The 25,977-nt window shown below is 54.0% G+C and carries 26 protein-coding genes; 22 read left to right on the top strand and 4 right to left on the bottom strand.

Annotated features, from left to right (window positions below; all coding sequences use genetic code 11):
• The first annotated feature begins 12 nt into the window (after positions 1–12).
• From IM700_RS05605 to IM700_RS05575, 7 genes are all read left to right on the top strand, one after another.
• Positions 13–1,035, top strand: a complete 1,023-nt coding sequence (locus IM700_RS05605; protein WP_244868346.1) for an FUSC family protein — start codon at positions 13–15, stop codon at positions 1,033–1,035.
• Positions 1,036–1,233: 198 nt separating this feature from the next.
• A complete protein-coding gene (gene helD / locus IM700_RS05600; protein WP_193415175.1) occupies positions 1,234–3,603 on the top strand; it encodes an RNA polymerase recycling motor HelD in 2,370 nt (789 codons plus the stop codon).
• Between the two features lie 83 nt (positions 3,604–3,686).
• Positions 3,687–4,952 (top strand): MFS transporter, encoded by a 1,266-nt coding sequence (locus IM700_RS05595; RefSeq protein WP_193415176.1) that lies wholly within the window; start codon positions 3,687–3,689, stop codon positions 4,950–4,952.
• Positions 4,953–5,114: 162 nt separating this feature from the next.
• A complete protein-coding gene (rpiA, locus tag IM700_RS05590; protein ID WP_193415177.1) occupies positions 5,115–5,801 on the top strand; it encodes a ribose-5-phosphate isomerase RpiA in 687 nt (228 codons plus the stop codon).
• Positions 5,786–6,220 carry a GNAT family N-acetyltransferase gene (locus IM700_RS05585; protein ID WP_193415178.1) on the top strand — a complete coding sequence of 145 codons (435 nt, stop codon included), beginning with the start codon at positions 5,786–5,788 and terminating at the stop codon, positions 6,218–6,220. The genes rpiA and IM700_RS05585 overlap by 16 nt, the downstream gene beginning before the upstream one ends.
• A gap of 172 nt (positions 6,221–6,392) precedes the next feature.
• On the top strand, positions 6,393–6,842 hold the full coding sequence (locus IM700_RS05580; protein WP_244868345.1) for a MarR family winged helix-turn-helix transcriptional regulator: 450 nt from the start codon (positions 6,393–6,395) through the stop codon (positions 6,840–6,842).
• Positions 6,839–10,000, top strand: coding sequence for an MMPL family transporter (locus IM700_RS05575; protein WP_193415179.1), 3,162 nt, complete (start codon positions 6,839–6,841; stop codon positions 9,998–10,000). Before IM700_RS05580 ends, IM700_RS05575 begins: the two co-directional genes overlap by 4 nt.
• Positions 10,001–10,071: 71 nt before the next feature.
• Here the strand turns inward: IM700_RS05575 and IM700_RS05570 are convergent, their stop codons facing one another.
• Complete coding sequence (locus tag IM700_RS05570; RefSeq protein WP_193415180.1) at positions 10,072–10,749, bottom strand: tetratricopeptide repeat protein; 678 nt, start codon at positions 10,747–10,749, stop codon at positions 10,072–10,074.
• Positions 10,750–10,856: 107 nt separating this feature from the next.
• Positions 10,857–11,378 (bottom strand): hypothetical protein, encoded by a 522-nt coding sequence (locus IM700_RS23080; protein ID WP_239483639.1) that lies wholly within the window; start codon positions 11,376–11,378, stop codon positions 10,857–10,859.
• Between the two features lie 155 nt (positions 11,379–11,533).
• On the opposite strand from IM700_RS23080, the gene IM700_RS05560 reads away from it, so the two are divergent.
• The 4 genes from IM700_RS05560 (at position 11,534) to coaD (ending at position 14,226) form a co-directional block, all read left to right on the top strand.
• Complete coding sequence (locus tag IM700_RS05560) at positions 11,534–12,241, top strand: glycoside hydrolase family 73 protein (RefSeq protein ID WP_193415181.1); 708 nt, start codon at positions 11,534–11,536, stop codon at positions 12,239–12,241.
• A 63-nt stretch (positions 12,242–12,304) separates the two neighbouring features.
• Positions 12,305–12,835, top strand: coding sequence for a hypothetical protein (locus IM700_RS05555; protein WP_193415182.1), 531 nt, complete (start codon positions 12,305–12,307; stop codon positions 12,833–12,835).
• 282 nt (positions 12,836–13,117) lie between these two features.
• The gene (gene rsmD / locus IM700_RS05550) at positions 13,118–13,717 is read left to right on the top strand and encodes a 16S rRNA (guanine(966)-N(2))-methyltransferase RsmD (protein ID WP_193415183.1); all 600 of its coding nucleotides are present in this window, start codon (positions 13,118–13,120) and stop codon (positions 13,715–13,717) included.
• Complete coding sequence (gene coaD / locus IM700_RS05545; RefSeq protein ID WP_155607381.1) at positions 13,714–14,226, top strand: pantetheine-phosphate adenylyltransferase; 513 nt, start codon at positions 13,714–13,716, stop codon at positions 14,224–14,226. Before rsmD ends, coaD begins: the two co-directional genes overlap by 4 nt.
• A 10-nt stretch (positions 14,227–14,236) precedes the next feature.
• Here the strand turns inward: coaD and IM700_RS05540 are convergent, their stop codons facing one another.
• Entirely contained in the window at positions 14,237–15,454 is a 1,218-nt protein-coding gene (locus IM700_RS05540; RefSeq protein ID WP_239483637.1) for a nucleoside recognition domain-containing protein, read from the bottom strand.
• 183 nt (positions 15,455–15,637) lie between these two features.
• On the opposite strand from IM700_RS05540, the gene IM700_RS05535 reads away from it, so the two are divergent.
• Complete coding sequence (locus IM700_RS05535; RefSeq protein ID WP_193415184.1) at positions 15,638–16,666, top strand: SepM family pheromone-processing serine protease; 1,029 nt, start codon at positions 15,638–15,640, stop codon at positions 16,664–16,666.
• Here IM700_RS05535 and IM700_RS05530 read toward each other — a convergent pair.
• Complete coding sequence (locus tag IM700_RS05530) at positions 16,643–17,908, bottom strand: nucleotidyltransferase (protein ID WP_193415185.1); 1,266 nt, start codon at positions 17,906–17,908, stop codon at positions 16,643–16,645. The two genes, IM700_RS05535 and IM700_RS05530, sit on opposite strands and share 24 nt — an antisense overlap.
• A gap of 184 nt (positions 17,909–18,092) precedes the next feature.
• Here IM700_RS05530 and IM700_RS05525 point away from each other — a divergent pair, with 184 nt between their 5' ends.
• The 10 genes from IM700_RS05525 (at position 18,093) to rnc (ending at position 25,948) form a co-directional block, all read left to right on the top strand.
• Complete coding sequence (locus IM700_RS05525; RefSeq protein WP_155607378.1) at positions 18,093–18,632, top strand: YceD family protein; 540 nt, start codon at positions 18,093–18,095, stop codon at positions 18,630–18,632.
• Between the two features lie 40 nt (positions 18,633–18,672).
• Positions 18,673–18,846, top strand: a complete 174-nt coding sequence (rpmF, locus tag IM700_RS05520; RefSeq protein WP_009222962.1) for a 50S ribosomal protein L32 — start codon at positions 18,673–18,675, stop codon at positions 18,844–18,846.
• Positions 18,847–19,092: 246 nt separating this feature from the next.
• On the top strand, positions 19,093–19,689 hold the full coding sequence (fapR, locus tag IM700_RS05515) for a transcription factor FapR (RefSeq protein ID WP_193415186.1): 597 nt from the start codon (positions 19,093–19,095) through the stop codon (positions 19,687–19,689).
• A complete protein-coding gene (plsX, locus tag IM700_RS05510; RefSeq protein WP_155607376.1) occupies positions 19,673–20,659 on the top strand; it encodes a phosphate acyltransferase PlsX in 987 nt (328 codons plus the stop codon). The genes fapR and plsX overlap by 17 nt, the downstream gene beginning before the upstream one ends.
• Before the next feature lie 9 nt (positions 20,660–20,668).
• Complete coding sequence (locus tag IM700_RS05505; protein WP_193415187.1) at positions 20,669–21,658, top strand: beta-ketoacyl-ACP synthase III; 990 nt, start codon at positions 20,669–20,671, stop codon at positions 21,656–21,658.
• Positions 21,659–21,736: 78 nt separating this feature from the next.
• Complete coding sequence (fabD, locus tag IM700_RS05500) at positions 21,737–22,672, top strand: ACP S-malonyltransferase (protein ID WP_193415188.1); 936 nt, start codon at positions 21,737–21,739, stop codon at positions 22,670–22,672.
• A gap of 139 nt (positions 22,673–22,811) precedes the next feature.
• Positions 22,812–23,561 carry a 3-oxoacyl-ACP reductase FabG gene (fabG, locus tag IM700_RS05495; protein ID WP_155607374.1) on the top strand — a complete coding sequence of 250 codons (750 nt, stop codon included), beginning with the start codon at positions 22,812–22,814 and terminating at the stop codon, positions 23,559–23,561.
• Between the two features lie 69 nt (positions 23,562–23,630).
• Positions 23,631–23,864 carry an acyl carrier protein gene (gene acpP, locus IM700_RS05490; protein ID WP_018750834.1) on the top strand — a complete coding sequence of 78 codons (234 nt, stop codon included), beginning with the start codon at positions 23,631–23,633 and terminating at the stop codon, positions 23,862–23,864.
• A 127-nt stretch (positions 23,865–23,991) separates the two neighbouring features.
• A complete protein-coding gene (gene fabF / locus IM700_RS05485) occupies positions 23,992–25,230 on the top strand; it encodes a beta-ketoacyl-ACP synthase II (protein WP_155607373.1) in 1,239 nt (412 codons plus the stop codon).
• A gap of 13 nt (positions 25,231–25,243) precedes the next feature.
• Entirely contained in the window at positions 25,244–25,948 is a 705-nt protein-coding gene (rnc, locus tag IM700_RS05480) for a ribonuclease III (RefSeq protein WP_193415189.1), read from the top strand.
• The last annotated feature ends 29 nt before the right edge of the window (positions 25,949–25,977 follow it).

The raw sequence follows: 25,977 nt of genomic DNA, 5'->3' as shown, positions 1-25,977 counted from the left end.
GGGGGAATGGAAGTGACATTTGGTGCAAGAATGCTGAAAACGGGGGTCGCGGTTACACTGGCTCTTTACGCTGGCGTTCTACTGGGGTTATCTTCGCCGGTCATCGCGGCGATCGCCGCGATTTTTGCCATGCAGCCAACGATTTATCGTTCTTGGCGTTACTTGATCGATCAATTGCAGACGAATACGTTAGGGGCCATCCTGGCTATGCTTGGGGGCATGGTGTTCTCCAACGAACCGATCGCCGTTGGTCTGGTTTGCATTCTGGTTATCATGATCTGTCTGCAGTTGAAGATGGGGGATACGATCGGCATTACGCTGGTTACGGTCGTTTCCGTTATGGAGGCATCAGGCCAGTGGGAATTTGCTTTGAACCGATTTTTGCTTAGCTTGATTGGTATTTTTTCCGCTTTTATTATCAATATTGTTCTGTTTCCGCCTAAACCGAAGGTGCAATTCGAGCAGCAAGTCCGGCAAACCTTCGATCGGCTGTCACTGTTGTTGCGAACGGCCATTTCCGACGAGATCAAAGAAGCGGTCTTTCGTTCCGATAAGCGAGATCTGGAGGATACGATTGCCCAACTGGCAGAGAAATACAAACTGATGGAGGAAGATCAGAAAAAAATCAAGGCTCCGAAATTTAGCGATCATCGTTTACTGGTCGTGTACAAGCAGATGCTGCGCACGCTTCGCAAAGGGTTCGAAGTGCTGGATGCGGTGGAGCAACATTATTTCCAAGCAGCCCGTACGCCGGAGTTAAACCAGGAATTCGACGAGCATCTGGAGAAGCTGACCAAGTTTCACGAGCATGTCATGCTGAAGTTCGATGACAAACTGAAGCCAGGTTACAGCGAATCTATGCAATTTGAAACGGAAAACGACGAGTTCCTGCGGCGGATGCTGGACCGGTATGCGGCAGAGCGGACAGGCGTCCTGCGCTTATCCATCGTGTCGGCCGAGATGTACGAATATGGTCACCAATTGGAGCGTCTTAACCGGCTAGCCGACCATTCCGCGGCAGGGGCAGGCGATTAATCGATACAAAAGAAAAAGTCCTGCCTTTTGGGCAGGACTTTCATGTCACCTATCGTGCAAACATAGATTGATAAGTAATGATCTTCTTGATACAATAAAAAATAGACTGCATTCTACTTATTCGTAGATACAATCAACCTGAGTCAATTTTACCACATTTCTTGTTGATTGTCAATATATCGTATGTGGATGTTATAGATGCCATTCAAGGGAGCGATTCAATTGGATCATACAGATCAGGCTTGGCAGGAAGAACAACGTCGCGTGGAGTACGTGGCCGATCAGATCGATGCCCGGATCCGCAAGCTCGAGCGGGAGGTTGGCAGTGTTCGCGGAGACGTTGTAGAGATGCGGAAAGATTTCTGGGACGAGGTAACGGTGAACTTCAGTGAAGCGGACGATGTCGGCGAAACGTCCACCAGTTTGCGGCAGCAGTCCCAGGTGCTTGCGGAGCGGGAGAAAAGCCATCAGCATGCATCCATCGCATTGGGAAAGATGAAACGGCTGAAGCAATCCCCTTATTTCGGACGGATTGATTTCGCTGAAGATGGCGAACCGGAAGAGGCCATCTATCTTGGGATCGCTTCGTTGCTCGAGGAGGGGGATGAAACGTTCCTCGTTTATGATTGGCGTGCGCCCATCTCAAACCTCTATTATGACAGTGTACCTGGGCCGGCTTCCTATGAAACGCCATCCGGCACGATCACGGGGACGATGTCGCTGAAACGTCAGTTCGTGATTCACGGTCGCAACATCAAGCTGATGTTCGACACCGGCGTCACGATTGGAGACGAGCTGTTGCAGCAAGTATTAAGCCGCAGCTCCGATGCGCAAATGAAGAGCATCGTGGCAACGATTCAACGCGAGCAGAACAAGATCATCCGCAACGATCGCAGCCGGATGCTGATCGTACAAGGGGCGGCCGGGAGCGGCAAGACGTCAGCCGCCCTGCAGCGGGTCGCCTACTTGCTCTACAAGCACCGGGAGGTGCTGCAAGCCGACCAGATGATTTTGTTCTCGCCCAATCCGATGTTCAATAGTTACGTATCGACGGTGCTTCCTGAACTAGGCGAGGAAAACATGCAGCAAACGACGTTCCAGGAATATCTGGAACACCGGCTGGGAAGAGAGTTCCAGCTCGAGGATCCTTTCGTTCAGATTGAATACGTGCTTTCCGCGCCGGAGGATGAAGCTTATCGAGCGCGGGTCAACGGCATCCGATTTAAATCGTCGGTGCAGTTTCTGCATGCGATCACGCGGTATAAGGAGCTGCTGGAGCAGAAAGGTATGATCTTCAAACCGCTGCGCTTCCAGGGAAGGGAAATCGTTGGCGCGGAACAAATTGCCCGGCAATTTTATGCCTTTGATCCGGCGATCCGACTGGCGAACCGTTGCGAGCTGCTGAAGGAGTCGTTGCTGAAGGAAATCGCTGTCTTCGGGAAATCCGAGCTGGATCAACCTTGGGTGGAAGAACAAATTCAGTTGCTGGATACGGAGGATTATCAGCGGGCTTACCAACGCATGCGGCGGCAGCAGCAAGGGAAGGGTACCTCATTTAGTGACTATGAGGATGAGAAGACCATCCTTGCCAAAATGGTGGTCAGCGACCGTCTCAAGCCACTTCGCAAATGGGTCAAATCGTTGCGGTTCGTAGACGTGACGCGGCTGTATACGCAGTTGTTTAGCGACATGTCCATGATTCGCGAGGTCAATCCGGAAGGGCTGCCCGAGCATTGGGAAGAAATCTGCGAACAAACGCTGCGAAAAATTGCGGACGGCGAGCTTTTTTATGAAGACATTACGCCATTCCTCTATTTAAAAGAGCTGCTGCTCGGTTTCCGATCCAACACCTCGATGCGTCATGTGATCATCGACGAGGCGCAGGATTATTCGCCGTTCCAGCTGTTCTTCCTGAAGCGATTGTTCCCGAGGGCCAAAATGACGGCGCTTGGCGATTTGAATCAGGCCATATATGCCCATGCCTCCGTGCTGCAGCAATCCTCCGTGCTCAGCGACTTATATGGAGCGGAGGAGAGCGAACTGATTACGCTGGAGCAAAGCTACCGTTCCACGCGTCAAATCGTCGAGTTCACTCGAGAAATGATTCCCGGCGGGGAAGCGATTCTTCCGTTCAACCGGGAGGGGGCGAAGCCGGAGGTTCGCCTCGTTGGCGATGTTACCGAGCTTCATGCTTCACTGGAGGAAACCATCGGTCAACTGCGCGCGGACGGGTACGAATCGATTGCTATCATTTGTAAAACGGCGGAGGAAAGCCTAGACGCTTATGAGCGGCTGAGCGCCAAGCTGCCGGCTAAGCTGATCAAGAAAACGACCTTATCCTTCGAGAAGGGTGTCCATGTGATTCCGGCATATCTGGCCAAAGGCGTAGAATTCGACGCGGTGCTGATTTATGACGGGTCCGATCGTAAATACACGAGGGAAGCCGAAAGAAAGCTGTTTTACACGGCCTGCACGAGAGCGATGCACCTGCTGCGAGTCTATTCGATCGGTGAACCCAGCCGATTTATCCGGGAAGCGGCAAAATCGACCTATACTTTGCTTCCGTAACGAGCGGTATAATTTCGGCAAAATGAATCACACTAACCGGGTCTGTTTTAAACTTCTTTCGTGAAGGGTGGCCTGATGGTTAGATGGTCGGCAAACGTGGCGATTTGATTGCATTGGCATCCATACCGCTTATTATGACGCTGGGGAACTCCATGCTGATTCCGATTTTACCCCAAATTGCCCGCGAGCTTCACGTTACCTCCTTTCAAGTAAGCATGCTTATCACCGTATATGCCGTTGTAGCCATCTTGCTGATTCCGATAGCCGGCTATCTCTCCGATAAATTCGGCCGTAAAGCAATCATCGTACCCAGCCTGATTATCGCCGGAATCGGAGGCTGCGTATCGGGGGTAGCGGATTGGTTCGCGGATGGGCTAGCTGTGTATTGGCTGATACTGGGGGGGCGTTTCCTTCAGGGCATCGGTGCGGCCGGCGCCTTTCCAATCGTGTTGCCGCTTGTCGGCGACCTGTTTGAAAGCGAAGAAGAAGTCAGCCACAATCTGGGTGTGATTGAAACTTCCAACACATTCGGTAAAGTATTGAGCCCCATTTTAGGCGCCCTGCTTGGCGCTTGGATTTGGTACGCGCCGCTTTTGTCCATTCCGGCACTCTGCCTCATTTCGGTATTGCTTGTGCTCTTTCTGGTGCATGAACCCAAGAAACGGGAGCAAGCCAAACCGTTGCGTGAGTTCGTTTCCGCCGTCAAAGAGGTCTTAAAGCAGAAGGGACGCTGGTTGTATGCCATATTTTCAATTGGCTGTATCTCCATGTTTCTGCTGTTTGGCGTCCTGTTTTATCTCTCCGAGCAATTGGAGACGAAGCACGGTCTGAACGGAGTGATCAAGGGACTGGTGCTGGCGATTCCACTGGCAGCTTTATGTCTAGCCTCCTTTATTACTGGAAAAAAGATAGGCAAAGACAAAAAGCTGATGAAATGGTCCGGCGTTGCCGGGTTGATTTTGTCCACAGGCGCTTTGTTCGGTATCGGTTTTTTCAGTAATATCTATTTTGTAATCGCTTGTCTGATCGTCTGCGGATCCGGCATCGGCATCGTGCTGCCCAGCTCGGATGCCTTGATCACCGAGGGAATCGATAAGGAGATGCGCGGTACGATTACTTCGTTATACAGCAGCATGCGGTTTATTGGCGTATCTGCGGGACCGCCCGTGATGTCGCTGCTGATGAAGGCCGGTCATATGACGATGTTCTTCGTCATCGCTGGCGTATCGTTGGTGGCGGTCATACTACTCTTGACCCTGGTCAAACCGGAATCAGGGCGCGGTGGGGCAATCAAGCCGAAGGAGCCCCGGAAACGTCCCAAAGTGGCGAGACCCTTGCATCAAGGCTGAGCAGAACCCGACTCTCGCACCTTCGCGGCAGCGGTCCCTTCAGGGGCACGCTGCTGTTCTATTGTCCGGGCTTTTTTGGTATGATAGGAGCTGAGTGTCGCTGGACAGATGAGTAGCTCAGCGGATAAAGGAACGAATCGTCATGATTTTGGAGGGGTAGACATGAATGCCAAACAGGCGGCGGGTTACCGCGCAGCAGAATGGGTCAAGGACGGAATGACAGTAGGCCTCGGTACGGGGTCAACCGCTTATTATGCGATTGAGAAAATCGGCGAGAGGGTAGGGAACGGTTTGCGGATCCGTGCGATTGCAACCTCAAATGCTTCGGAAGAGCTTGCCAAGAAATATCAGATTCCACTGATTCAAGCAGGGGATGTGGACATGCTGGATCTGGCGATTGACGGGGCCGATGAGGTTGATCCGCAGATGGCCTTGATTAAAGGCGGCGGCGGAGCTTTGCTTCGGGAGAAGCTGGTAGCCATCAATAGCGATCGATTTATCGTTATAGCCGACCAGGGGAAGATGGTATCTAACCTAGGGCGTTTCAAGCTGCCGATCGAGTTGGTCCCTTTTTGCTATGAATGGACGCTGCGGGAGCTGAAGAGTCGCTATGACGTGCCGTTCGAATTGAGGATGCAAGGAGATCAGCTGTACGTCACCGATAACGGGAACTACATCGTGGATGCGGCCTTTGGCCAAATCGCCGACCCCGCCCGCTTGAGCGAGGAATTGAAAGCAATGACGGGAATAGTCGAGCATGGATTGTTTGTCGGAATCGCACAAACGGTCGTGATCGGGTATGAAGACGGTCGTACGGAAATTAAGGAGGCTCCATGTTTAAACCCATAAACGCGGGGGTCGACGAGCCGGCGATTCGGGAGTTGTTGGAATGCGCGGTCTTGTTCGATCCGGATGCGCTGGAAACGGCGGCCCGTTTGTACCGGGAAGACGATACCTATAAGCTATACGGTTATGAAGAAGAAGGCGGGATTGCCGGCATCATCGGATTTCGCGTAAACGCTTCTGGAACGCTAGAAATCGAGCATCTCGCCGTCCATCCGGAACAGCGGATGAAAGGATTTGGACGTGCCTTAGTTCTGCTTGCCCTTACGGAAGCCGGGCCGGAGCGGATGGAGGCCGTTACCGATGAAGCAGGGGCGGATTTTTTTCGCAGCATCGGATTTCAGATTACCGGCTTTCAAGATGAAACATCCGGGGAAGAACGATTTCGTTGCTTTTATGAAGTGGACGAAGACGACGAGGAATAGACTCGAAAGGCTGCGGGGTTATACCCTGTAGCCTTTCTTTATTGCGGGGACAATTCAATCCAAAAGATATTTGACTTTCGGTGGGCAATCGCCTATAGTTTCATTGTCGAACTATTTTACTATAGAACTAACAGGACGAGTTTCTTGTTCCAAGACAGGGGGGATTCGGGAGGTGAATCTGGAGTCGAAGCAGCTAATCGAGCGTTATATGGCGGCTTATTTCGAGGTTACCAAACGACTAAACGGGCAAATCCGCGATATTATTCAAGAGGATATCACCATGGAGCAATTTCAAATTTTGAAGTATATCGCCCCCCGTGGCAGGTGCACCTCAACGGAACTGGCTGATACGTTTGCCGTCGGAAAAAGTTCCATCACCGCGATGATCACGCGGATGGTCGATAAAGGTTTTTTGCACCGGACTCGGGATGAAGAGGATCGGCGTGTCGTTTACTTGACCATGACGGAGCAGGGAAGACGCAATTACGACGTTGTTCAGGAGCAAATCATGAACACGGTCTCGACGTATCTAGTCCATTTCGATGCGGATGAGGTGGAAGGGTTTATCAGCGCTTTTGAGAAATTAGCCAGACTGATCGGCGAAGGGAGTACAGGGAAATGAGATTCATACTGAAGGCAAGATGGTGGATCTTGCTGCTGTGGATCGCTTTAGCGGCCACATTGATGTTAACGGCACCTCCCATGGGGGATTTGGTGCGGGAGAATGGGGAAATTACCGTTCCGGAGGGGTATTCCTCTTCCGAAGCCTCCGCTATTTTGAAGGAAGTGGCCGAGATGAAAGGCGGAGCGAAAGAGACACAAATCGCCCTTGTTTTTCATGACAAACAAGGCATCGACGATGCCGACCAGAAAGAGATTGAACAAGGAATTACTACACTGCGTGACCATATGGAGGACATCGGCATCGCTTCGATTACCGATCCGTTTGGCACGCCGGAAGCGAAGGATAAGCTGATTTCGAAGGACGGAAATACAGTGTTGACCTCCTTGTCAGTGCTCGACGAGCAGCGTCCGCTCAAGGAGATCGAACAGGATATTCACCAAAGCCTGGATTCAGTCAAGGTGGAGCATTATCTGACCGGGCAAAAGCAGATCAACGAGGATATGGTGGTCAGCTCGGAGCAGGGCTTGAAGAAATCGGAATATTTTACGGTCATCTTTATTCTCTTGATCCTATTCGTGGTCTTCCGTTCGATGGTAGCGCCGTTCATTCCGCTGCTAACCGTCGGACTGAGTTATCTGGTGTCGCAATCCATCGTCGCGTTTCTGGTGGATTCGGTCAATTTCCCGATTTCGACGTATACGCAGATCTTTATGGTCGCGGTCATGTTCGGGATTGGGACCGACTATTGTATTCTGCTGATCAGCCGCTTTAAGGAAGAGCTGCAGCATACGGACGACAAATGGGAAGCGATTATCCAGACGTACCGCAAGGCGGGGAAAACGGTGTTCTTCTCCGGACTGGCGGTCTTGGTCGGCTTCTCGACGATCGGCTTATCGCAATTTATGCTGTACCGCTCGGCGGTCGCTGTCGCTGTCGGCATTGCGGTCATGCTCTTGGCTTTGGTAACTGTAGTTCCTTTCTTCATGGCAGTGCTGGGGACGAAACTGTTCTGGCCGGTGCGTGGTTCGCTGGAGCATAAGGAAAATCGATTCTGGGGCGCGATTGGAAGTTTCTCCTTGAAACGTCCATGGGCGGCGTTATTGATCGTTGCGGCAGTGACGGTGCCGTTTCTGATTTCCTATAGCGGCAACGTTTCCTTCAACAGCATGGAGGAAATCGGCGATGAATACGAATCGGTCAAGGCCTACAACATTATCTCCGAGAGCTTCGAGCCTGGCGAGTCGTTGCCGTCCACTATCGTCATCAAAAATGACGAACGTATGGATAATGCAGAGTATATGGCGTTATCCGAGAAGATCAGCCGTGAGGTGGAGAAGACGGACGGGGTGGCAAGCATTCGCGGCATGAGCCGTCCGACGGGCGAGGTCCTCAAGGATTTCGCTTTGAGTAATCAGGTGAAGACGGTTGGTGAGGGGCTAGGTGAGGGCGGAGAAGGCCTAGGAAAAATCCAAAACGGATTGTCCGAAGCTAGTCAGGCGCTGTCCGAAAACGCACCAAAGCTCAAGGAAGCCGCGGATAGCACCGGCAAGCTGGTAGACGGTACCGCCAAGCTGAAGGACGGGATTTCTCAGCTTTCCGGCGGTTTAACCGCGATCGAGAAAGGGATCCGTGAGGGTTCAATTGGTGCAGGCGAGCTGAAGCAGGGGCTGCAGCAAGCGCAAAAAAGCGCCGAGGATCTGGCGAACGCCCATGAGCAATTGCTGGGATCGTATCAGCAATTAGCTCAAGGCGTCTCCGGCTTGAGCGGTGGTCTCACGCAGATCCGTGAACCTTTGGGCGCGGCCTCGCAGGGGTTAACCGCATTGACCGCGCGGTTCGCAAGCCTGGAGGGCAAGTTCCCTGAATTGGCCGCCGATCAAGATTATTTAACGATTCGCGGTACGGTTACAGAAACCGGCAAAGGCTTAGGCCAATTGACTGCCGGATTGCAGCAAGCGGAACAACAGCTCGGGCAAGTGGCTGCTGGACTGAACCAAGCCAACCAAGGATATGCTCAAGCGGCGGCCGGTGGGAAACGGTTAGCCGGCGGTCTGAACCAGATCGTCGCCGGTTTGGCGAAGCTGCAATCGGGCCTCGTACAGGCGGCTGACGGGCAAGGAAAGATCGTGGGTCAATTGCCGGAGGTCGAATCGGGCTTGGCGCAAATTCAAAACGGGCAAGAACAGATTCAAACCGGGTTCAGCCAGTTCTCCGGTCAAATCACGCAATTAACCGATGGTTTGGACCAGAGCGTAGACGGGTTGGAGCAGGTGTCCGGCGGTTTAAACACCGCAAAGGATTACCTGACGGAGGTAGGCAGTACAGATAATGGGCTGGATGGCTGGTACGTTCCGCAGCAAGCGCTTGAGAACGAACAGATCACTCAGGTGTTTGATACGTACCTGTCCGAAGACCGCAAAGTCATGAAACTGGAAGTGGTCTTCTCCAGCAATCCTTACGGTCGGGAAGCCATCGACCGGATCGGTGAGGTAGAATCCGCCGTACAGACCGCAGTCAAAGGGACGCAGCTGGAAAACGCCAAAGTTGCGATCGGCGGCGTATCCAGTACGTTTAATGACCTCAAAAACATTTCGGGCAATGACTATACACGCACGGTGATCCTGATGCTGGCCGGGATCTTCATTATCCTGGTGCTGCTGCTTCGTTCGCTGGTCATGCCGGTATACATTATCCTGTCGTTGGTGTTGACGTTCTACGCTTCGATCGGATTTACGGAATGGGTCTTCGTTGACATCTTCGGTTACTCGGGCGTAAGCTGGGCGACACCGTTCTTCGGGTTCGTCATGCTGGTCGCGTTGGGCGTCGACTACAGTATCTTCCTGATGGACCGTTTTAACGAGAATAAGGAGTGGAACGTCAGCGATGCGATTCTGCATTCGATGCGCAACATGGGAACGGTCATTTTGTCCGCTGCGATTATTCTTGGCGGCACGATGGCTTCGATGTATCCGTCCGGCGTCATGTCGATGCTGCAAATCGCCACGCTTGTGCTTTCCGGCTTGGCGTTGTACTCGGTGATCGTCCTGCCGTTCCTGATCCCGGTCATGGTGAAGATGTTCGGGCAAGGCAACTGGTGGCCGTTCCATCGCCGTATCGGCAAGAACTCCGAACAAGGAAACAGCGTAAATCTGTAAATTGCATATCAAAAAACGCCGGCTTCTTCTCCAACAGGAGAGAAGCCGGCGTTCTTTGTGTTTAACAGATTTTAACCCAACGTCCCTCGCTTGAGGTAGCTGCGTAGCGCCCATCTCCGCTCTTGACGTTTCTTATATTTCGGCAAGGAGCGATAGATCGCGATCGATTCGTCAAAAGCCTGCTTGGCCTCCTCTTTGCTGCCCAACGATTGATAAAGGCTGCCCAGCAAATAATAAGCTTCGCTGGAAGAGGATTGGATCTCGCCGAAACGGGCAGCGTATTGCAGGGCTTTCTGCGGGTCGCGCTCACGGAAGGCGGAAGCTAACCGCAGATAAGGTTGTCCGTACTTGACGCGTTCGTTCAAGCTTAAGGCGTGCAACATATGGGCCTCGCCTTCCTCGATCCGTCCGAGTCCCAGACAGGTCGTCCCTAGATCGTCCCAAAACTCCGCCGACGTCTCGGAAGCCTCCTTAGCCTCTTCCAGTAGCCGATGGGCCTCGGCATACTTCTTGCGCTCCAGCAGCAGCCGAGCAAGCTCGCGTTTGGCGGAAACGTCGAAAGGGCTGGCGGCCAGTTGCTGGCGAAGCCGTGAAATGCTGCGGCCGCGCTTCAATGGCTTGCTCAGGCTCGGGAATAAACCAACATAACGCCGATCGATGAAGTAAACGATGAAAAGCAAGACAATAATGGCGAGAAAAGGATTGCCCAGCAGCCATGATAAGAACAGAAACAGGAATACCTTACTCATTCAAATCCTCCACCCATGACATCATAATTTCCAATTATATCACAATGTAAGGAGGACGAGGGAACAAGAGAACAGCCGCCCTGGAGGCGGCCGTGTAATGATACTTGTTATTGGAAGCTTCGCATTGAACTTGCGGAGCCAAGCGAACCTGTGGCTTGTGAGCTCATCGAGCTCATAGCACCTGTGGAGCCGGAGCCGATAGGGCTATACGATCCCGGGCCTGGCGAGCTTGGAATGTGGGTGTTCATGGCCGATCCAAAGCTTCCGATGCTGCCACCGCTGTAGCTGCTTTGACCAATGCCTTGGGTGCTATAGGAGGTTTGTCCGACATTAGGCTGAGTATAGCTGGTTCCGATTCCGGACATCGAGTTCACGCTATGTTCCAGTTGCCCGGCAATTTGCGCTACACGTTGGAACTGCTGCATTGCGGTTTGATGCCCGTGCAGGGCGGTTTGAATCGTTTGAACCGCTCTGCGCTCGCGCTGAGCTAGTTCCTCCAGCTGCATCGCGTTTTGCTGCTCCTGCTGCAGCATTTGTTGGTACATCATTGTAGCTTGGCGGGTTTGCTGTTCCAATTGGCGCATCGTTTGTTCAATTTCACGGACTTGTTGACTGACATTGTTGTACATAAGATGAAAAACCTCCTCAAGATAGGTTAGGTTGTGAAACCATGGTTAGGGTACCCTCCGGACTTTCGGCTATGCATCTTTCGGATGATGAGAAGGTAAAGGTCCAATCCCTCGTCCGAACGGGTTCATAAACTATAGGTGGAGGTGATAAGCGAATGGACAAAAACGAGTTTATCGAGAAAATCGCTCCGCTCGCCGTCGCCAGCGCGGAGGAAAGCGGCATTCCGGCCTCGCTGACGATTGCCCAGGCGGCTTTGGAATCGAACTTTGGAGCCAGTCGATTAGCCACCGAAGCTCATAATCTGTTCGGTATTAAGGGCAGCGGTCCGGTAGGAAGCTTGATTCTGCCCACAACCGAATACCGAGGTGGAAGAGCGGTAACGGTAAACGCGGCTTTTCGTAAGTACCCGTCTTGGGCGGAATCCATTGCGGACCACGCCCGAATATTATCGGCTAAACGGTATACCGGGGTGCTTCGAAAGATTGGGGCTGAAGCGGCGCGAGCAGTAGCCGCAGCGGGATACGCCTCAGACCCGCAGTATGCGAACAAACTGATCCGCTTAATGGATTCCTATAACTTGACTCAATATGATGAAGCGAAAGGAGATGAACCGATGACGGCGGAGGAGAGGAAGCAATTCGAAGCGCTTCAAGAAACGGTTCTTGCCCAAGCGAAACAGATCGCCGACCTGGAGAAATGGATTCGGCCAGGCATTCCTGCTTGGGCCAAGGAGGCGGTGAATGCGGCCGTGAATTACAGCAAGGAGGAGCCGTTGCTGCAAAACCCGGAGCAGGGCAGCGTTGACTTCTACCGGATCATCACCGTGATGCACCGGCGGGGGTTGTTCGATAAGAAGAGTTAGTGAGCTGGATTTGGGGGCGCGGCATACCCCATTCTGTTGTTTTCAAGTGGCTGCGGTGGTACGATGGGTTGGAAGATTAAGGGACTGCGTCAAGGAGGGATTTCGATTCGGAAGAGTTTATGGATTCCTGCGACTGCCGGGCTAGCACTGCTGGCGGCGATGTATACGTGGTGGTATATCGAAAACGTATCTCCGGTTAAAATGACGAAAACCCTTGAGGGAGTGGCTTGGTTGGAGGAAGACCCGACGTACAGCCCGCCGATTCGAATTTCTCTGGACGGTTACTATGACCAGGGAGACGATCAATTTAGAGGTACCATACGGATCAACGGACAGGTATATCCCGATTGCTATCTTGCTAGTGGTTTCCTGGTTAGTCGTTATGAGGGGGAAACCCTGATTCGTCTCGGGCAGATCTATTACGATGAAGGGATGGGTCGCCTCGTCTGGCTTATGCCGCAATCCGATCTTCCACCTGAGCTTACAAACCCGCAATACTCCGAAGCGGAAGTACTTCTGGCAGCGCCCGCCACGTCCGAAGAAGAAGCGCTGGAACTTCTAGCGAAACTAAAAAAAGGACAAAAGCCCTCGTAGAAATAACAGCTACAAGGGCTTTTGTCCGGGCATCCCTTGCGGGACGCCCATCATGGGAGAGGAGAAACCGGACGAAGAGCTTATGGGGAAACGTAAGTCTTCTCCGCGGTTGTCTACGACATTTGGTGATGTCGATAATCTAAGTTTGTCCGGGACGTGGGGTTTTATACCTCAGGTGCGCAAAATTTCGTATGATTTTTTTCGTTTTTCAATCCCAGGCGGATTATGGTACGATATCGACAGGAATTTTCCAGGCATAATAAAGGTGTGTGAACAAACCCAATGAGAGTGATTTCGGGCACTGCCCGGGGCAGAGCGTTAAAGGCCGTTCCCGGCATGGGGACAAGGCCGACGACGGACAAAGTCAAAGAAGCGATATTCAGCATGATTGGGCCCTATTTTGACGGGGGCGTAGCGTTAGACTTGTTTGCGGGTACCGGAGGTCTCGGGATCGAAGCCCTAAGCCGCGGCATGGACAAGGCTGTTTTCATCGATAAAGACTTCAAGAGCTTGGAGACGGTCCGTCAGAATCTGAAGGCAACCGGATTTGAAGCGATAGCCGAAGTGTACAAAAACGATGCCGAGAGGGCGCTTAAAGCCCTGGCGAAACGAGATGTGGCGTTTGATCTGGTGTTCCTGGATCCGCCTTACCGCATGAAGAATGGGGATGCGCTGATGGAGCAAATGGACGAGATGCAGCTGCTCGCACCGCAGGCAACGATCGTGCTCGAATACGAATCGTCGTATGCTTATCCTGAGCGGTTTGGGCGTTTTAACCAGATACGCAAAGCGGAATACGGAGAAACGGCCGTTTCCATTTATACCTACGATTCCGAGACGGACGCGGTTCAAACCGACGATCAAGGAGGAGCAACAACATGAACGAACAGCGGCAACCGCGGGTAGCGGTTTATCCAGGCAGCTTTGATCCCGTGACGAAAGGGCATATGGATATTATCCAACGGGCCTCGCGCCAGTTTGATCGGCTGATTGTGGCGGTGTTGAACAATTTGAGCAAGAAGCCGTTATTTACGGTCGAGGAGCGGAAAGAACTGCTCACACAGGTTACCGGCCATTTGCCGAACGTGGAAATCGACAGCTTTCGGGATCTGCTGGTTAATTACATGGATTATAAAAAGGCCCATGTCATCGTCCGGGGCATCCGCTCCGTTACCGATTTTGAATATGAACTGCAGTTGGCGTCTACCAATCATAAGTTGAACAGTGAAGTCGAGACGATCTTTATGATGACGCATCCGAAATATTCCTATTTAAGCTCCAGTGTCGTTAAAGAGATCGCTAGCTTCCATGGGGATGTCAGCGATCTCGTTCCGCCAGAGGTGGAGAGGGCGATGCGTGAGAAGTTCAAGGAGAAGCTAGGGCCAAGTTAAGAGCCTGATCTTAGGTCTCGTCTTGACGCCGCCATAGAAGCGCGATGGACAACAATCCAAACGTGAGCAAAGTCAGCATCCATAGCTGCCATTCCATCACCCCGAACGCTTGCTGCCAGTTAGGCAGGGCGGCCGGGGTGTCGTTTCCTGAGGGAATCCTTTCTCTGCCACCAAAAACCGGGAGCACACCTGGGACCCAGCGCGTGAACGGTTTCCATAGCAGCAAGGTAAGGACATAAGCATAGGCCGCATGCAGAAGGCGATTCAGTAGAAACGTTCGCTCGCCGATGCCAGCCGGTCCAAGGATGGCTCGCACCTGCAGATAAGCGCACAAACCGCTCCACCCAAGCACCGCTCCTAGCAGGGAAGCGAGAAGGGCCGGGGGAAGAGACGGGGCCAATCCGGAAATCGAATAGGAACCCAAATGGACCTCCAGTGCCCCCTTTACGGCAACCGCAAAAGCTTGGTCGGGGAGAGCCAACAGAATAACGTGGATGACGACTGCGAAAATAAGCATATATCCTCCGGTGATCATCAGCGTCTGGACGCCGGAGGCTACCGAGTCGCCAAGCAGCTTGCCAAAGCTGCGGCCGTCCTCGCGGCGAGCCTCCTCCATGTGGCGTAGGGCCAAGCGCAGTAAGGGAACGCGCGGCTTGGCTGCAGAGTGTGCTTCCATAGGCGCAGTGGACGCGGAGCGGTCCGGAAACACCAAATGCAGCGTAAGGCCCGCAGCCAGACCCGCAGCCCAGTGTACTGCCAACAGGAGCAGACCGAATTCGGGCCTGCCTACGAAGCCTGCGCCGATCACCACGACGAGCAGCATCGGGCTGCAAAAATGGGCTGCAGCCGCGAGCCGCTCGGCTTCCCTCGCGGTCACCTTGCCTTGCTTATGCAGCGTGACGGCCGCTTCGGCCGCGGCGGGGAAGCCAGCGGTCATCCCAAGCGGCAGCACCCAGCCGAAAGAGCCGGGCAGTCCCAGGACACGGCGGGTGAAAGGGTCGAGCAGCGTGCCCAATCCGTGGGCGAACCCGGCGGCTAGCAGCATTTGCGAGAGAACGACAAACGGCAGCAGGGCCGGAAAGACGATCCGCCACCAGATCGCCAAGCCATCGCCGGAAGCTTTAAACGCTTCTCCGGGGGCATAAACGACGCAAATAACGACTAAAACGGCCAAAAATCCGGTCAACAACGTAGACAACGGGCTGGTGGCCAAACGTCGGAAATTCATATGTATAGATTCACCTTCTTTGTCATTAGATAAAGACCGATAGCAAATCAGCGCATAGTACATGCTATGCATCAACCGCTAAGGACAGACTACCCCGTTTCATGGAGCGAAGCATCGCATAAAGACGAATGCGGACGGAAGACAAGGTTCTTCCGCCGCTGTACAGGAAGGGAGGAGAACCGGATGCGGCAATCCAGAGCCAAAGCGATCAAATCGGGGCTGTACGTCCTAACGATCGCGGTGATCGTATATGTCGTCGTGTACATGTCAACCCCGTACATGATCAATCAACCGGGGACGGCGGAGGAAATCAAACCGATGGTCTCGATTAAGTCGGGGGATTCGGAGGAAAAAGGGACGTTTATGCTGACGACCGTTTCGGTCAGCTACGCCAATGTGTGGATGCTGGCGACTGCGCGCTTCAACAAGCATGCCGAAATCGTCCGCAAGGAACCGGACCGAAATGATGAGGAGTACGAAACTCAGCAGCGCTATTATATGAGCAGCTCACAGTCGAACGCGATCTTGGCCGCTTACAACAAGGCGGGCGTTAAATACGACGTCGTCTCGGAGTACGTATTTATCGTCGGCTTATCCAAGGAAAGCCAGCCGAAAGGGGATTTCCATCCCGGGGACATCATTCGGAAAGTGAACGGTCAGCCGGTGAAGCAATTTGAGGATCTCGGCGCCTTGCTGCAAGACGATCAGCCCGGGGATCAGGTGAAACTTCAGCTGGAGCGTGGAGGCAAATCCCTGGATCAGCAGGTGGAACTCGTGGAGATCAAAGCGGCCGACGGAGGACGTAAAGCCGGATTGGGCGTGACGGTAGGTGAGCTCCGCAAGGTACAGGCGGCCGATCAAGCCAAGGAAGTGCAGTTTGCAGACACGCGGATCGGCGGTCCCTCCGCGGGTCTGATGTTCACGCTTGAGATTTACAATCAGCTGACTCCAGGCGATTTGAGTCATGGCTACCGGGTGGCCGGCACCGGCACGATTGCCGAAGACGGGACTGTTGGGGCCATCGGCGGGGTCCAGTTTAAAATCGTGGCTTCGGACCGGGAGAAGGCGGAAATATTTTTCGTGCCGGAGGCAAACTATAATGACGCGAAAACAAAAGCGGAGGAAATCGGCTCGAAAATGAAGCTGGTGCCGGTGAAAAAGCTGGACGATGCCCTGAATTATTTGGATTCATTGGAGCCGAAAGCTTCCTAATCCAGGGCAATCCGCTTCTATACGTAGAGGTGCCTGGCGATATTCGCGCAGCAGCTCGTCCATCTGGCGCTGCGGCATCGCGTTGGCATAGGCGGCAGCCGCCCGGATGTCGAGGGTCAACTGCGGGTGATCGAGCTCGGCGGCTCTTGTGATGATCGGCAGCCGTGCCGTTTGTTTCATCCGCTTTAGCAACTGCTGTCCGGCTTCGCTGAAGCCAAGCACCCGCAGATAACCCGGGCCTTGAGATAGCGCCTCGGGTGCCAACAGCTCGCGGGAATGCTGCAGGAGAATATGCAAAAGCATGCGCTGCAGCTTCGTATGGGTATAGCGTTTGGTTTTAAGCTGAGTGAGCAGCTCGGCAACCGTTGGCTGGGATAGGCGGGGCAGCGTTTTTTTGATCCGGTACTCCAGCCCTTCCGTCACCTCGTGAAGGGCGGCAAGCTGCTCCGGCGCGGCCAGGAGCAGCTGGTGGAAGAGCGGCGCGGCCAAGCTCTCCCACGTCACGGGCCCGCGGCTCACCGCGAACTCGCGGGCGAGGATCTCCGCCGTGTACGGCGGGAGATACGGCGCGGCCGCGGCGAGGCCGCCGCCGGCGATCAGCCGCCGCACGGCCGTGGCGCTGGCGATGTTCGCGTCCTTCGGCGCGACATCGCCGTGACCTGCGGCCCGGCGCCCGACGGTGGCCGGCGCGATGCCGCTGCCCAGCCGCCGAAGCGCGATCAGGTAGTGCAGCCCCAAACTGTTGTTGGGCTGCTCCAATAGCGATCGCGCTGCGGCGGCATCGCCGCCGAGCGTGCGCGCGGCCGCGGCGGCGTAGGCCGCGGGGTAGCTCGCCCCGGTGGCGAGCTCCTCCGCGATGGCCGCCTGCAGCGCCTGCGGCTCGGCGGCCAGCCGCTCGGCCAGCGGCCGCAGCGCCGTAAGCGCGCCGGCTTCGCTGCCGAAGCATAGATGCGTCGTGACCCCCGTCGCATCCAATAAGGCCACTGCGCCGTATGCGAACCACTCGGCCGGCTGGGCCGCATAAGCGACCGGCAGCTCCAGCACGACGTCGACTCCGAGGCGGAGAGCCATCTCCGCCCGTGCCCACTTGTCGACGAGTGCCGGCTCGCCGCGCTGCAGGAAATCGCCGCTCATCACGGCGATCACCGCGTCGGCGCCGGTAAGCCGCTTGGCTTCGGCGAAATGATGGGCGTGACCGTTATGCAGCGGATTATATTCGACAATGATACCAACGATATTCAAAGGGTTCTACTCCTTATTTTCCAGGGATTTGGGTGGATTCTTCACCTATGAATATACCATGAAAAGATAGCGGAGCTAAAAGGATGGAGCCGTCAGCGGCATTTTCACCGAAAGAACAGCTTTATTGTTGACAAAACTTACTTAAAATCGGTATAATAATTTTTGTTTGTTTGGAGTGATGCTGATGTTTATTAATTTGCGTCAGGTGACCTCGTCCGAAGCTCCGGTGAAGATTCATCAGACTTTGGACGTAAGCCGTGTTGTCAAAGGTCGCAGGGATATTCTCGCGATGAGTCCGCTGCAAGTCGATTTGCAGGCGGAACCCGCTGGCGGAGACGTAGTCGATGTCAAGGGCAGGCTGACGGCGGAGCTCGATATGACTTGTTCTCGGTGCTTGAAGCCGCTGAAGCAGGTCGTACAAGCGGAGTTTGCAGAAAGCTTCAAACAAGGCGAGGCTCCTGAGACGGACATGCAGACGCAGGAAGAAGACGAAGACTTGCAATATGTCGCCGACGACAAAGTCGATTTGGTGCCGTATGTGGAAGAAACGCTGTTGCTTCATCTTCCGTATGCTGCTTTGTGCCAGGAATCCTGCAAAGGGCTTTGCCCGAATTGCGGGACCGATCTGAACGAACAGGAATGCGGCTGCAATACGGACGTGATCGATCCGCGGCTCGCAGCGCTCGGCGATTTTTTCAAAAATAAGCAAGTAAACAAGGAATAAAGCCCCGGTTAGGGTTGACTTGAATAAGGAGGTGGGAACCATGGCAGTACCTCAACGGAGAACGTCCAAAACGCGCCGCGACAAACGCCGCACGCATTTCAAATTGGCTGTGCCGGGCATGGTAAAATGTGAACAATGCGGAGAATTGAAGCTTGCTCACCACGTATGCAAAGTTTGCGGAACATACAAATCGAGAGAAATTATTGGCCAATAAGCTTTAGGCACTCAACTCAAAGTAGTACTTCATTTCGGTGAGGTGCTATTTTTTTTGCCTTCTGCGGCCTCGCTTCACGCAAGGTTTATGGCAATTTCGCTTTTCTTTTGGGTCGGGATGCTTTATACTACATTTTAGTACCAGGTTCTAAAGAACTTCGCCAAATTTTACATATATGAATCGTTGATCTATAGATAACTCATAATGGTTTGGTTAATCATCAGGGGGGAGATACCCATCGAACGTTTGCCAAAGCGGGCGAGGCAGCAGCAACTCGTCCAAATGATAGAAACGAATCCGTTTATTACGGACCAAGAGCTCACCCGTCAGCTGAAGGTCAGCATCCAGACGATCCGGCTTGACCGGATGGAGCTGGGCATCCCCGAACTCCGGGAACGGATGAAGCTGATGGCCGAACGGTCGTACGATCAGGTTCGTTCCTTGCCGCTGCATGAAGTCATCGGGGAAATCGTCGATCTGCAATTGGACAAGAGCGGGATCTCCATCTTTGAAATCCGCGAGGAGCACGTGTTCTCCCGGACGGGCATCGCCCGGGGACATCATGTGTTTGCGCAGGCCAATTCTTTGGCCGTGGCCGTAATTAACGATGAAATCGCTTTGACGTTCTCTGCGGATATCCGATTTGTTCGATCGGTTCATCTGGGGGAGAAATGCATTGCGAAAGCTTACGTAAGGCCAAGTTCCGGCCACAAAGGCAAAGCTAAGGTCGAGGTGTTTACCTACGTAGGCGAAGAAATGGTATTCCAGGGGAATTTCGTCATCTACCGGTCCACCGGAGACGACAATCCAGAAGGAGGAAGTCAGCATGAGAATCGCCATTGATGCCATGGGCGGGGACCACGCGCCGAAAAGCACGGTCGAAGGCGCGTTGGCCGCAGCCAAGGAATGGGGCGACACTGAAATCATTCTGGTCGGCGACGAGCAGGTGCTTGCGCCGATGCTGCAAGACGCTCCGGCGAATTTGCGGATACAACACGCTTCCGAGGTGATCGATGCGGAGGATGAGCCGGTTAAAGCCGTACGCCGCAAAAAGGACGCGTCCATGGTCGTAGCCGGGCGGCTCGTTCGCGAAGGGGAAGCCGAGGCGATGATCTCCGCCGGGAACACCGGGGCACTGATGACAACGGGCTTGCTGGTGGTCGGACGGATGGAAGGAATCGAACGGCCGGCATTGGCGCCGATGATTCCGACGGTCGACGAACGCGGAGTGCTGGCGCTTGATCTAGGCGCTAATATGGATGCCAAGCCGGAGCATCTTGCGCAATATGCGTTAATGGGCAGCATTTACCGGGAAAAGGTTCACGGAATCGCCAAGCCGCGAGTGGGGTTGCTTAATGTCGGCACGGAAGCGATGAAGGGAAATGAGCTGACCAAAGCGGCTTATCCGCTCCTTGAGGCATTGCCGATTCATTTCGTCGGAAACGTGGAGGCACGGGATATCTTGACCGGCGCTTGCGATGTACTCGTTTGCGACGGCTTTGCCGGTAACATTTTGCTGAAATCGCTGGAAGGTACGGCGGGCACAATGTTTTCGATTCTAAAAAAGGAATTTTCGAAATCTCTGAAGAACAAGCTGGCCGCGGCTGTACTGATGCCGTCGCTGCGCGGTTTGAAGAAGACGCTGGATTATAAAGAACATGGCGGCGCCCCCCTTCTTGGCCTTAGCGGTCTGGTCGTAAAAGGACACGGGTCCTCGGACGGCGGCGCGATCAAGAATGCCGTTCGCCAAGCGCGGACAGCGTTGCAAAGCCAACTGACGGAGAGCATAGCACGGGAAATCAGCGGGAAGTGAGTGACGAGAGTGAATAATTTACGTTCGGTAGGGATTATCGGTACCGGGAAATACGTGCCGGAGAAAGTGTTGACGAATGCCGATTTGGAGAAAATAGTGGATACGAACGACGAGTGGATCGTTTCTCGTACGGGGATCAAAGAACGGCATATTGCCGCGCCGGAGCAAGCAACCTCCGATCTGGCTTATGAAGCGGCTGTTCGTGCCTTGAAGTCCGCTGGCCTTACGGCGGATGAGCTGGATCTGATTATTGTAGCCACCGTAACGCCGGATTCGGCGTTTCCGTCGACGGCTTGCATTTTGCAGGATAAGCTTGGCGCGAAAAAAGCAGCAGCCTTCGATTTGTCCGCCGCCTGCTCGGGGTTCGTGTATGGAATGGCGACGGCGAATGGGTTTATCCAGACGGGGATGTACCGGAACGCGCTGGTGATTGGAGCGGATACGCTATCCCGGATCACGGATTATTCGGACCGGAACACCTGCGTGTTGTTCGGGGATGGAGCTGGGGCCGTCATTATTGGAGAAGTATCGGAGGGCCGTGGATTCTTGTCCTTCGATCTGGGCGCGGAAGGCGCCGGCGGCGAATTGCTGAAACTGGAGGCGGGCGGTTCACGGTTGCCGGCTTCGGAAGCTACCGTAGCCGACCGAAAGCATTATATCTACATGAACGGGCGTGAAGTATTCAAGTTTGCCGTTCGCGTGATGGGCTCGGCAACCGAGGAAGTGCTCCGCAAAGCCGGGAAGAGCAAAGAAGACATCGACCTGTTTGTCCCTCATCAGGCGAACATCCGTATTATCCAATCGGCCATGCAACGCTTGAACCTGCCGGAGGATAAATGCGTCATCAACGTGGATAAATACGCGAATACATCGGCAGCTTCTATTCCGCTGGCACTGGTGGAAGCGGCGGAGGATGGCCGGATGAAGGAAGGCGACACCATCCTGCTGGTTGGCTTCGGGGGTGGATTAACCTGGGGAGCGTCTGTGCTGGTGTGGTAAGACACATCTTCAACGGGTTGCCACTCGCGACCGTTTGTAAGCGATAAACCTGATTTTTTTCGATAGGGAGTGCACAGGATGGGCAAAATCGCTTTTGTTTTTCCGGGACAGGGTTCCCAAAGCGTAGGAATGGGCAAGGATATATATGATGCATTGCCGGCTGCTCGGGCTCGTTTCGAAAAGGCCGATGAGCAGCTTGGGTTTTCGCTCAGCGGCTTGATCTTCGAAGGGCCAGACACTGAGCTGAAGCAAACGGCCAATACACAACCGGCTCTGTTGACGACCAGCGTCGCGCTGTACGAGGCGTTTACGGCGAAGGGCTTCAAACCGGACTATGTCGCCGGCCACAGCTTAGGCGAGTACAGCGCCCTGACGGCCGCTGGCGTGCTTAGCTTCGAGGATGCTGTCAAGCTCGTACGGGCTCGCGGCGAATACATGGAACAAGCCGTGCCGGGCGGACAAGGTGCTATGGCTGCGGTGCTCGGCGGCGAACGCGAAGCGCTCGCACAGCTGTGTGAAGACATAACCGCTGGCGGCGCTCTGGTAGAGCTGGCTAATGTCAATTGCCCGGGACAGATCGTTGTTTCGGGAAGCCAAGAAGGGGTTAACCTTGTGGTTGAACGAGTGAAGGAGATCGGCGCCAAGCGGGCGATTCCGCTCGAAGTGAGCGGACCGTTCCATTCCTCTCTCATGAAGACGGCAGCCGAGCGGCTGGGCGATCGGTTGTCCGCTGCCTCTTTCCGAGACGCTGAGGTTCCGGTCGTGGCAAATGTAACGGCTCGGCCGGTGCAAAATGGGGCGGAGATCAAGGACTTGCTGCTGCGCCAGGTTTATTCTCCCGTCCTATGGGAGGATAGCGTGGGCTGGCTTCTCTCACAGGGAGTGGATACTTTCGTGGAGATCGGCCCCGGCAGCGTCTTGACGGGATTGATTAAGAAAATCGATAAATCCGTACGGCTCTTTAATGTCAGCAGCTTGGAGAGTTTGGAACAGACGGCTGCAGCCCAGAATTAATATTGGCCGAGAGGGCCTGGATTTACCTTCGCCGCAAAGGTGCCGTTTGGGCTCAAGGAATGGCGATGAGATTTTGTTACCGCAAGACGGAGTTTTGATTTGGATGCGTCTCATAAACAAGGCGAAAGGAGATGAACCGATGAGCAAACCTCTTCAAGGCAAAACCGCTTTGGTGACGGGGGCCTCCCGCGGGATCGGCCGCAGTATTGCGCTGGCTTTGGCCGAGGCAGGAGCCGACGTCGTCGTGAACTATGCGGGGAATGAAGAAGCCGCCGCCCGCGTCGTTTCCGAAATCGAGGCGCTCGGTGTGAAATCTTACGCTGCCAAAGCGCATGTAGGCAACAGTGAGCAATTCGAGGGAATGGTGAAGTCCGTACTCGAAGCGTGGGGCCGGATCGATATTCTGGTGAATAACGCAGGAATTACAAGAGATAATTTAATTATGCGTATGAAGGAAGAAGAGTTTGATCAAGTCATCGAGACGAACCTGAAGGGCGTATTTAACGGGATCAAAGCCGTGACCCGTCCGATGATGAAGCAACGCTCGGGACGGATTATCAACATTTCTTCGGTGGTTGGCGTGCTCGGCAACGCGGGTCAGGCGAACTACGTCGCCGCTAAGGCCGGAGTCATTGGTCTGACAAAAGCATCGGCCCGTGAATTGGCTTCGCGCGGAATCACCGTGAACTGCGTCGCTCCCGGATTTATCGAAACCGATATGACGGGGGAGCTTCCGGAGGAATATCGCCAGAAATTGCTGGGGGACATCCCGTTGGCCCGTTTGGGACAGCCGGAGGAAATCGCAAGCGCGGTACTATTCCTCGCCTCGGACAGCGCGGCCTATATGACTGGACAGACGCTGCACGTGGACGGCGGAATGTATATGTAAATCGCGCCTTTCGCTTCTATGGCATTTTAACTTCAAATCTCTTATAATACCAAAGAGGAGGTGAACCGGATGTCCGATGTATTAGATCGCGTAAAACGCATTGTGGTCGATCGCCTCGGCGCTGATGAAGCCGAAGTGACGCTAGAAGCGTCTTTCAAAGACGACTTGGGTGCGGATTCGCTTGACGTAGTTGAATTAGTGATGGAATTGGAAGATGAATTCGATCTGGAAATTTCCGACGAAGATGCAGAGAAGATTACGACTGTAGGTGAAGTTGTAAACTACATACAATCTCATACCTAATTGTCATCCCAAAGTCCCGTACCTCCTACATAGCAGGCGGGACTTCTCCTCATCTTTACCCTCTATAAGCATTCGTGCTTAAGTCCAAGAATGATGTACACATGAAGTCCATACGAGGTGAGTGTGTTTGAAGCATAGAGTAGTAGTTACGGGAATGGGGGTCGTGACGGCGCTTGGCCATGACCTTGATACGCTGTGGAATAACCTGATTCAGGGGAAATCCGGTGTATCGAGAGTCGAAGCGTTCGACGTCAGTGATTACCCTACGCAAATAGCCGCTTCCGTGAAGGATTTTAATCCTGAGGATTATGTTGATCGTAAGGAAGCGCGGAAAATGGACCGCTTCGTCCAATTTGCAGCCGCTGCGGCGGTTAACGCAATGAAGGACAGCGGACTCAATATCGCCGAGCAGGCCGACCCGGAGCGGGTAGGCGTCATGATCGGTTCGGGGATCGGTGGTCTCGGAACTTGGGAAGACCAGCACAATATCTTGCTGGAGAAAGGTCCGAAACGCGTCAGCCCATTTTTTATTCCTATGATGATTGCCAATATGGCCTCAGGCCATGTATCCATCTTGTTCGGGGCAAAGGGCCCGAACACGACGGCGGTGACTGCGTGCGCGACCGGAACTCATTCCATTGGCGATTCGTACAAGCTCATCCAGCGGGGTGATGCCGATGTGATGATTTGCGGCGGCGCGGAAGCAACGATCCGTCCGACCGGCATGGCGGGATTTTGCTCGATGCGGGCGATGTCGACTCGCAACGATGAACCGGAAAAAGCCAGCCGGCCGTTTGATATGGAACGCGACGGCTTCGTCATGGGCGAAGGCGCCGGCGTACTGATCTTGGAATCGCTGGAGCATGCGCTGAAGCGCGGCGCCAAAATTTACGGTGAAATTATTGGCTACGGTTTGAGCGGGGATGCCCATCATATGACGGAGCCAGACCCTAACGGTCCGGAGCGTTGCATGAAGATGGCGATCCGCGATGCCGGCATCGCGCCGGAGGAAGTGGATTATATCAACGCCCACGGTACTTCGACACCGGTGGGGGACCGCTCAGAGACGATTGCGATCAAGCGTGCGCTTGGCGACCATGCCTATAAGGTGGCCATCAGCTCGACGAAATCGATGACCGGCCATTTGCTTGGGGCTGCAGGCGGCGTAGAAGGCGTCATTTGCGGGCTTACGCTGGGGCATGGCGTCATTCCGCCGACGATCAATTTGGAGCATCCGGACCCGGAATGCGATCTGGATTACGTTCCGAACGAAGCCAGACGAGCGGACGTGCGTGTAGCGATGTCCAATTCGTTTGGATTCGGTGGACATAACGCCACGATCATTATGAAGAAATACGAAGCGTAAGGGGTTAAGTCTGGTGAATGGAGATCTGAAGCAGTTACAGAACAAACTTGAACTGGCATTCCAAAATCGGCAGCTTCTGAAACAAGCCTTCACCCATGCGTCATACGTGAACGAGCATCGCTTCAGTCAATATGAGGATAACGAGCGCCTGGAATTTCTGGGTGACGCCGTTCTCGAGTTAACCGTTTCGGAGCATTTATATCGGTTATTTCCGGATCGTCCTGAAGGCGAGTTAACCAAGCTGCGCGCTGCCATCGTCTGCGAGCCGTCGCTCGTCAAATTTGCCGAAAGTTTGGAATTTGGGCAATACGTCCTGCTGGGCAAAGGCGAGGAGCTTACGGGAGGACGGACCCGTCCGGCGCTGCTTGCGGACGTATTTGAATCCTTTATCGGTGCTTTATACCTGGACCAGGGCCTGGAAGCCGTCACTGCGTTTCTTCATCGCCACGTATTTCCTAAATTGACCCTGGACGGCAAGCTGGCAACCAGCGACTTCAAGACGGAGTTGCAGGAGCTGACGCAGCATCACGGCATGGGCGCGTTGGAATACCGGATCGTTGAAGAACGGGGACCGGCGCATGAACGCGAATTCGTTGCGGAGGTTTGCATGGAAGGTCGTTCGCTTGGTCAGGGAACGGGAAGATCTAAGAAGGAAGCCGAGCAACAGGCGGCTGCCGTGGCGTTGGATCTGCTCAAGGACGCTCAGCCTGAGGGTTAATCATGTAGTCATAGCTCAAATAAGAAGGT

It is taken from the genome of Paenibacillus rhizolycopersici (assembly GCF_014947195.2).
GTDB classification, from domain to species: Bacteria; Bacillota; Bacilli; order Paenibacillales; family Paenibacillaceae; genus Fontibacillus; species Fontibacillus rhizolycopersici.
This window is presented reverse-complemented; position numbering and strand designations above follow the sequence as displayed.

Coding starts and splice junctions, on each gene's coding strand:
- helD (WP_193415175.1), top strand. CDS start 1,234: ATGCCATTCAAGGGAGCGATTCAATTGGATCATACAGATCAGGCTTGG.
- IM700_RS05595 (WP_193415176.1), top strand. CDS start 3,687: ATGGTCGGCAAACGTGGCGATTTGATTGCATTGGCATCCATACCGCTT.
- rpiA (WP_193415177.1), top strand. CDS start 5,115: ATGAATGCCAAACAGGCGGCGGGTTACCGCGCAGCAGAATGGGTCAAG.
- IM700_RS05585 (WP_193415178.1), top strand. CDS start 5,786: ATGTTTAAACCCATAAACGCGGGGGTCGACGAGCCGGCGATTCGGGAG.
- IM700_RS05575 (WP_193415179.1), top strand. CDS start 6,839: ATGAGATTCATACTGAAGGCAAGATGGTGGATCTTGCTGCTGTGGATC.
- IM700_RS05570 (WP_193415180.1), bottom strand. CDS start 10,749: ATGAGTAAGGTATTCCTGTTTCTGTTCTTATCATGGCTGCTGGGCAAT.
- IM700_RS23080 (WP_239483639.1), bottom strand. CDS start 11,378: ATGTACAACAATGTCAGTCAACAAGTCCGTGAAATTGAACAAACGATG.
- IM700_RS05560 (WP_193415181.1), top strand. CDS start 11,534: ATGGACAAAAACGAGTTTATCGAGAAAATCGCTCCGCTCGCCGTCGCC.
- IM700_RS05555 (WP_193415182.1), top strand. CDS start 12,305: ATGGGTTGGAAGATTAAGGGACTGCGTCAAGGAGGGATTTCGATTCGG.
- rsmD (WP_193415183.1), top strand. CDS start 13,118: ATGAGAGTGATTTCGGGCACTGCCCGGGGCAGAGCGTTAAAGGCCGTT.
- coaD (WP_155607381.1), top strand. CDS start 13,714: ATGAACGAACAGCGGCAACCGCGGGTAGCGGTTTATCCAGGCAGCTTT.
- IM700_RS05540 (WP_239483637.1), bottom strand. CDS start 15,454: ATGAATTTCCGACGTTTGGCCACCAGCCCGTTGTCTACGTTGTTGACC.
- IM700_RS05535 (WP_193415184.1), top strand. CDS start 15,638: ATGCGGCAATCCAGAGCCAAAGCGATCAAATCGGGGCTGTACGTCCTA.
- IM700_RS05525 (WP_155607378.1), top strand. CDS start 18,093: ATGTTTATTAATTTGCGTCAGGTGACCTCGTCCGAAGCTCCGGTGAAG.
- rpmF (WP_009222962.1), top strand. CDS start 18,673: ATGGCAGTACCTCAACGGAGAACGTCCAAAACGCGCCGCGACAAACGC.
- plsX (WP_155607376.1), top strand. CDS start 19,673: ATGAGAATCGCCATTGATGCCATGGGCGGGGACCACGCGCCGAAAAGC.
- fabD (WP_193415188.1), top strand. CDS start 21,737: ATGGGCAAAATCGCTTTTGTTTTTCCGGGACAGGGTTCCCAAAGCGTA.
- fabG (WP_155607374.1), top strand. CDS start 22,812: ATGAGCAAACCTCTTCAAGGCAAAACCGCTTTGGTGACGGGGGCCTCC.
- acpP (WP_018750834.1), top strand. CDS start 23,631: ATGTCCGATGTATTAGATCGCGTAAAACGCATTGTGGTCGATCGCCTC.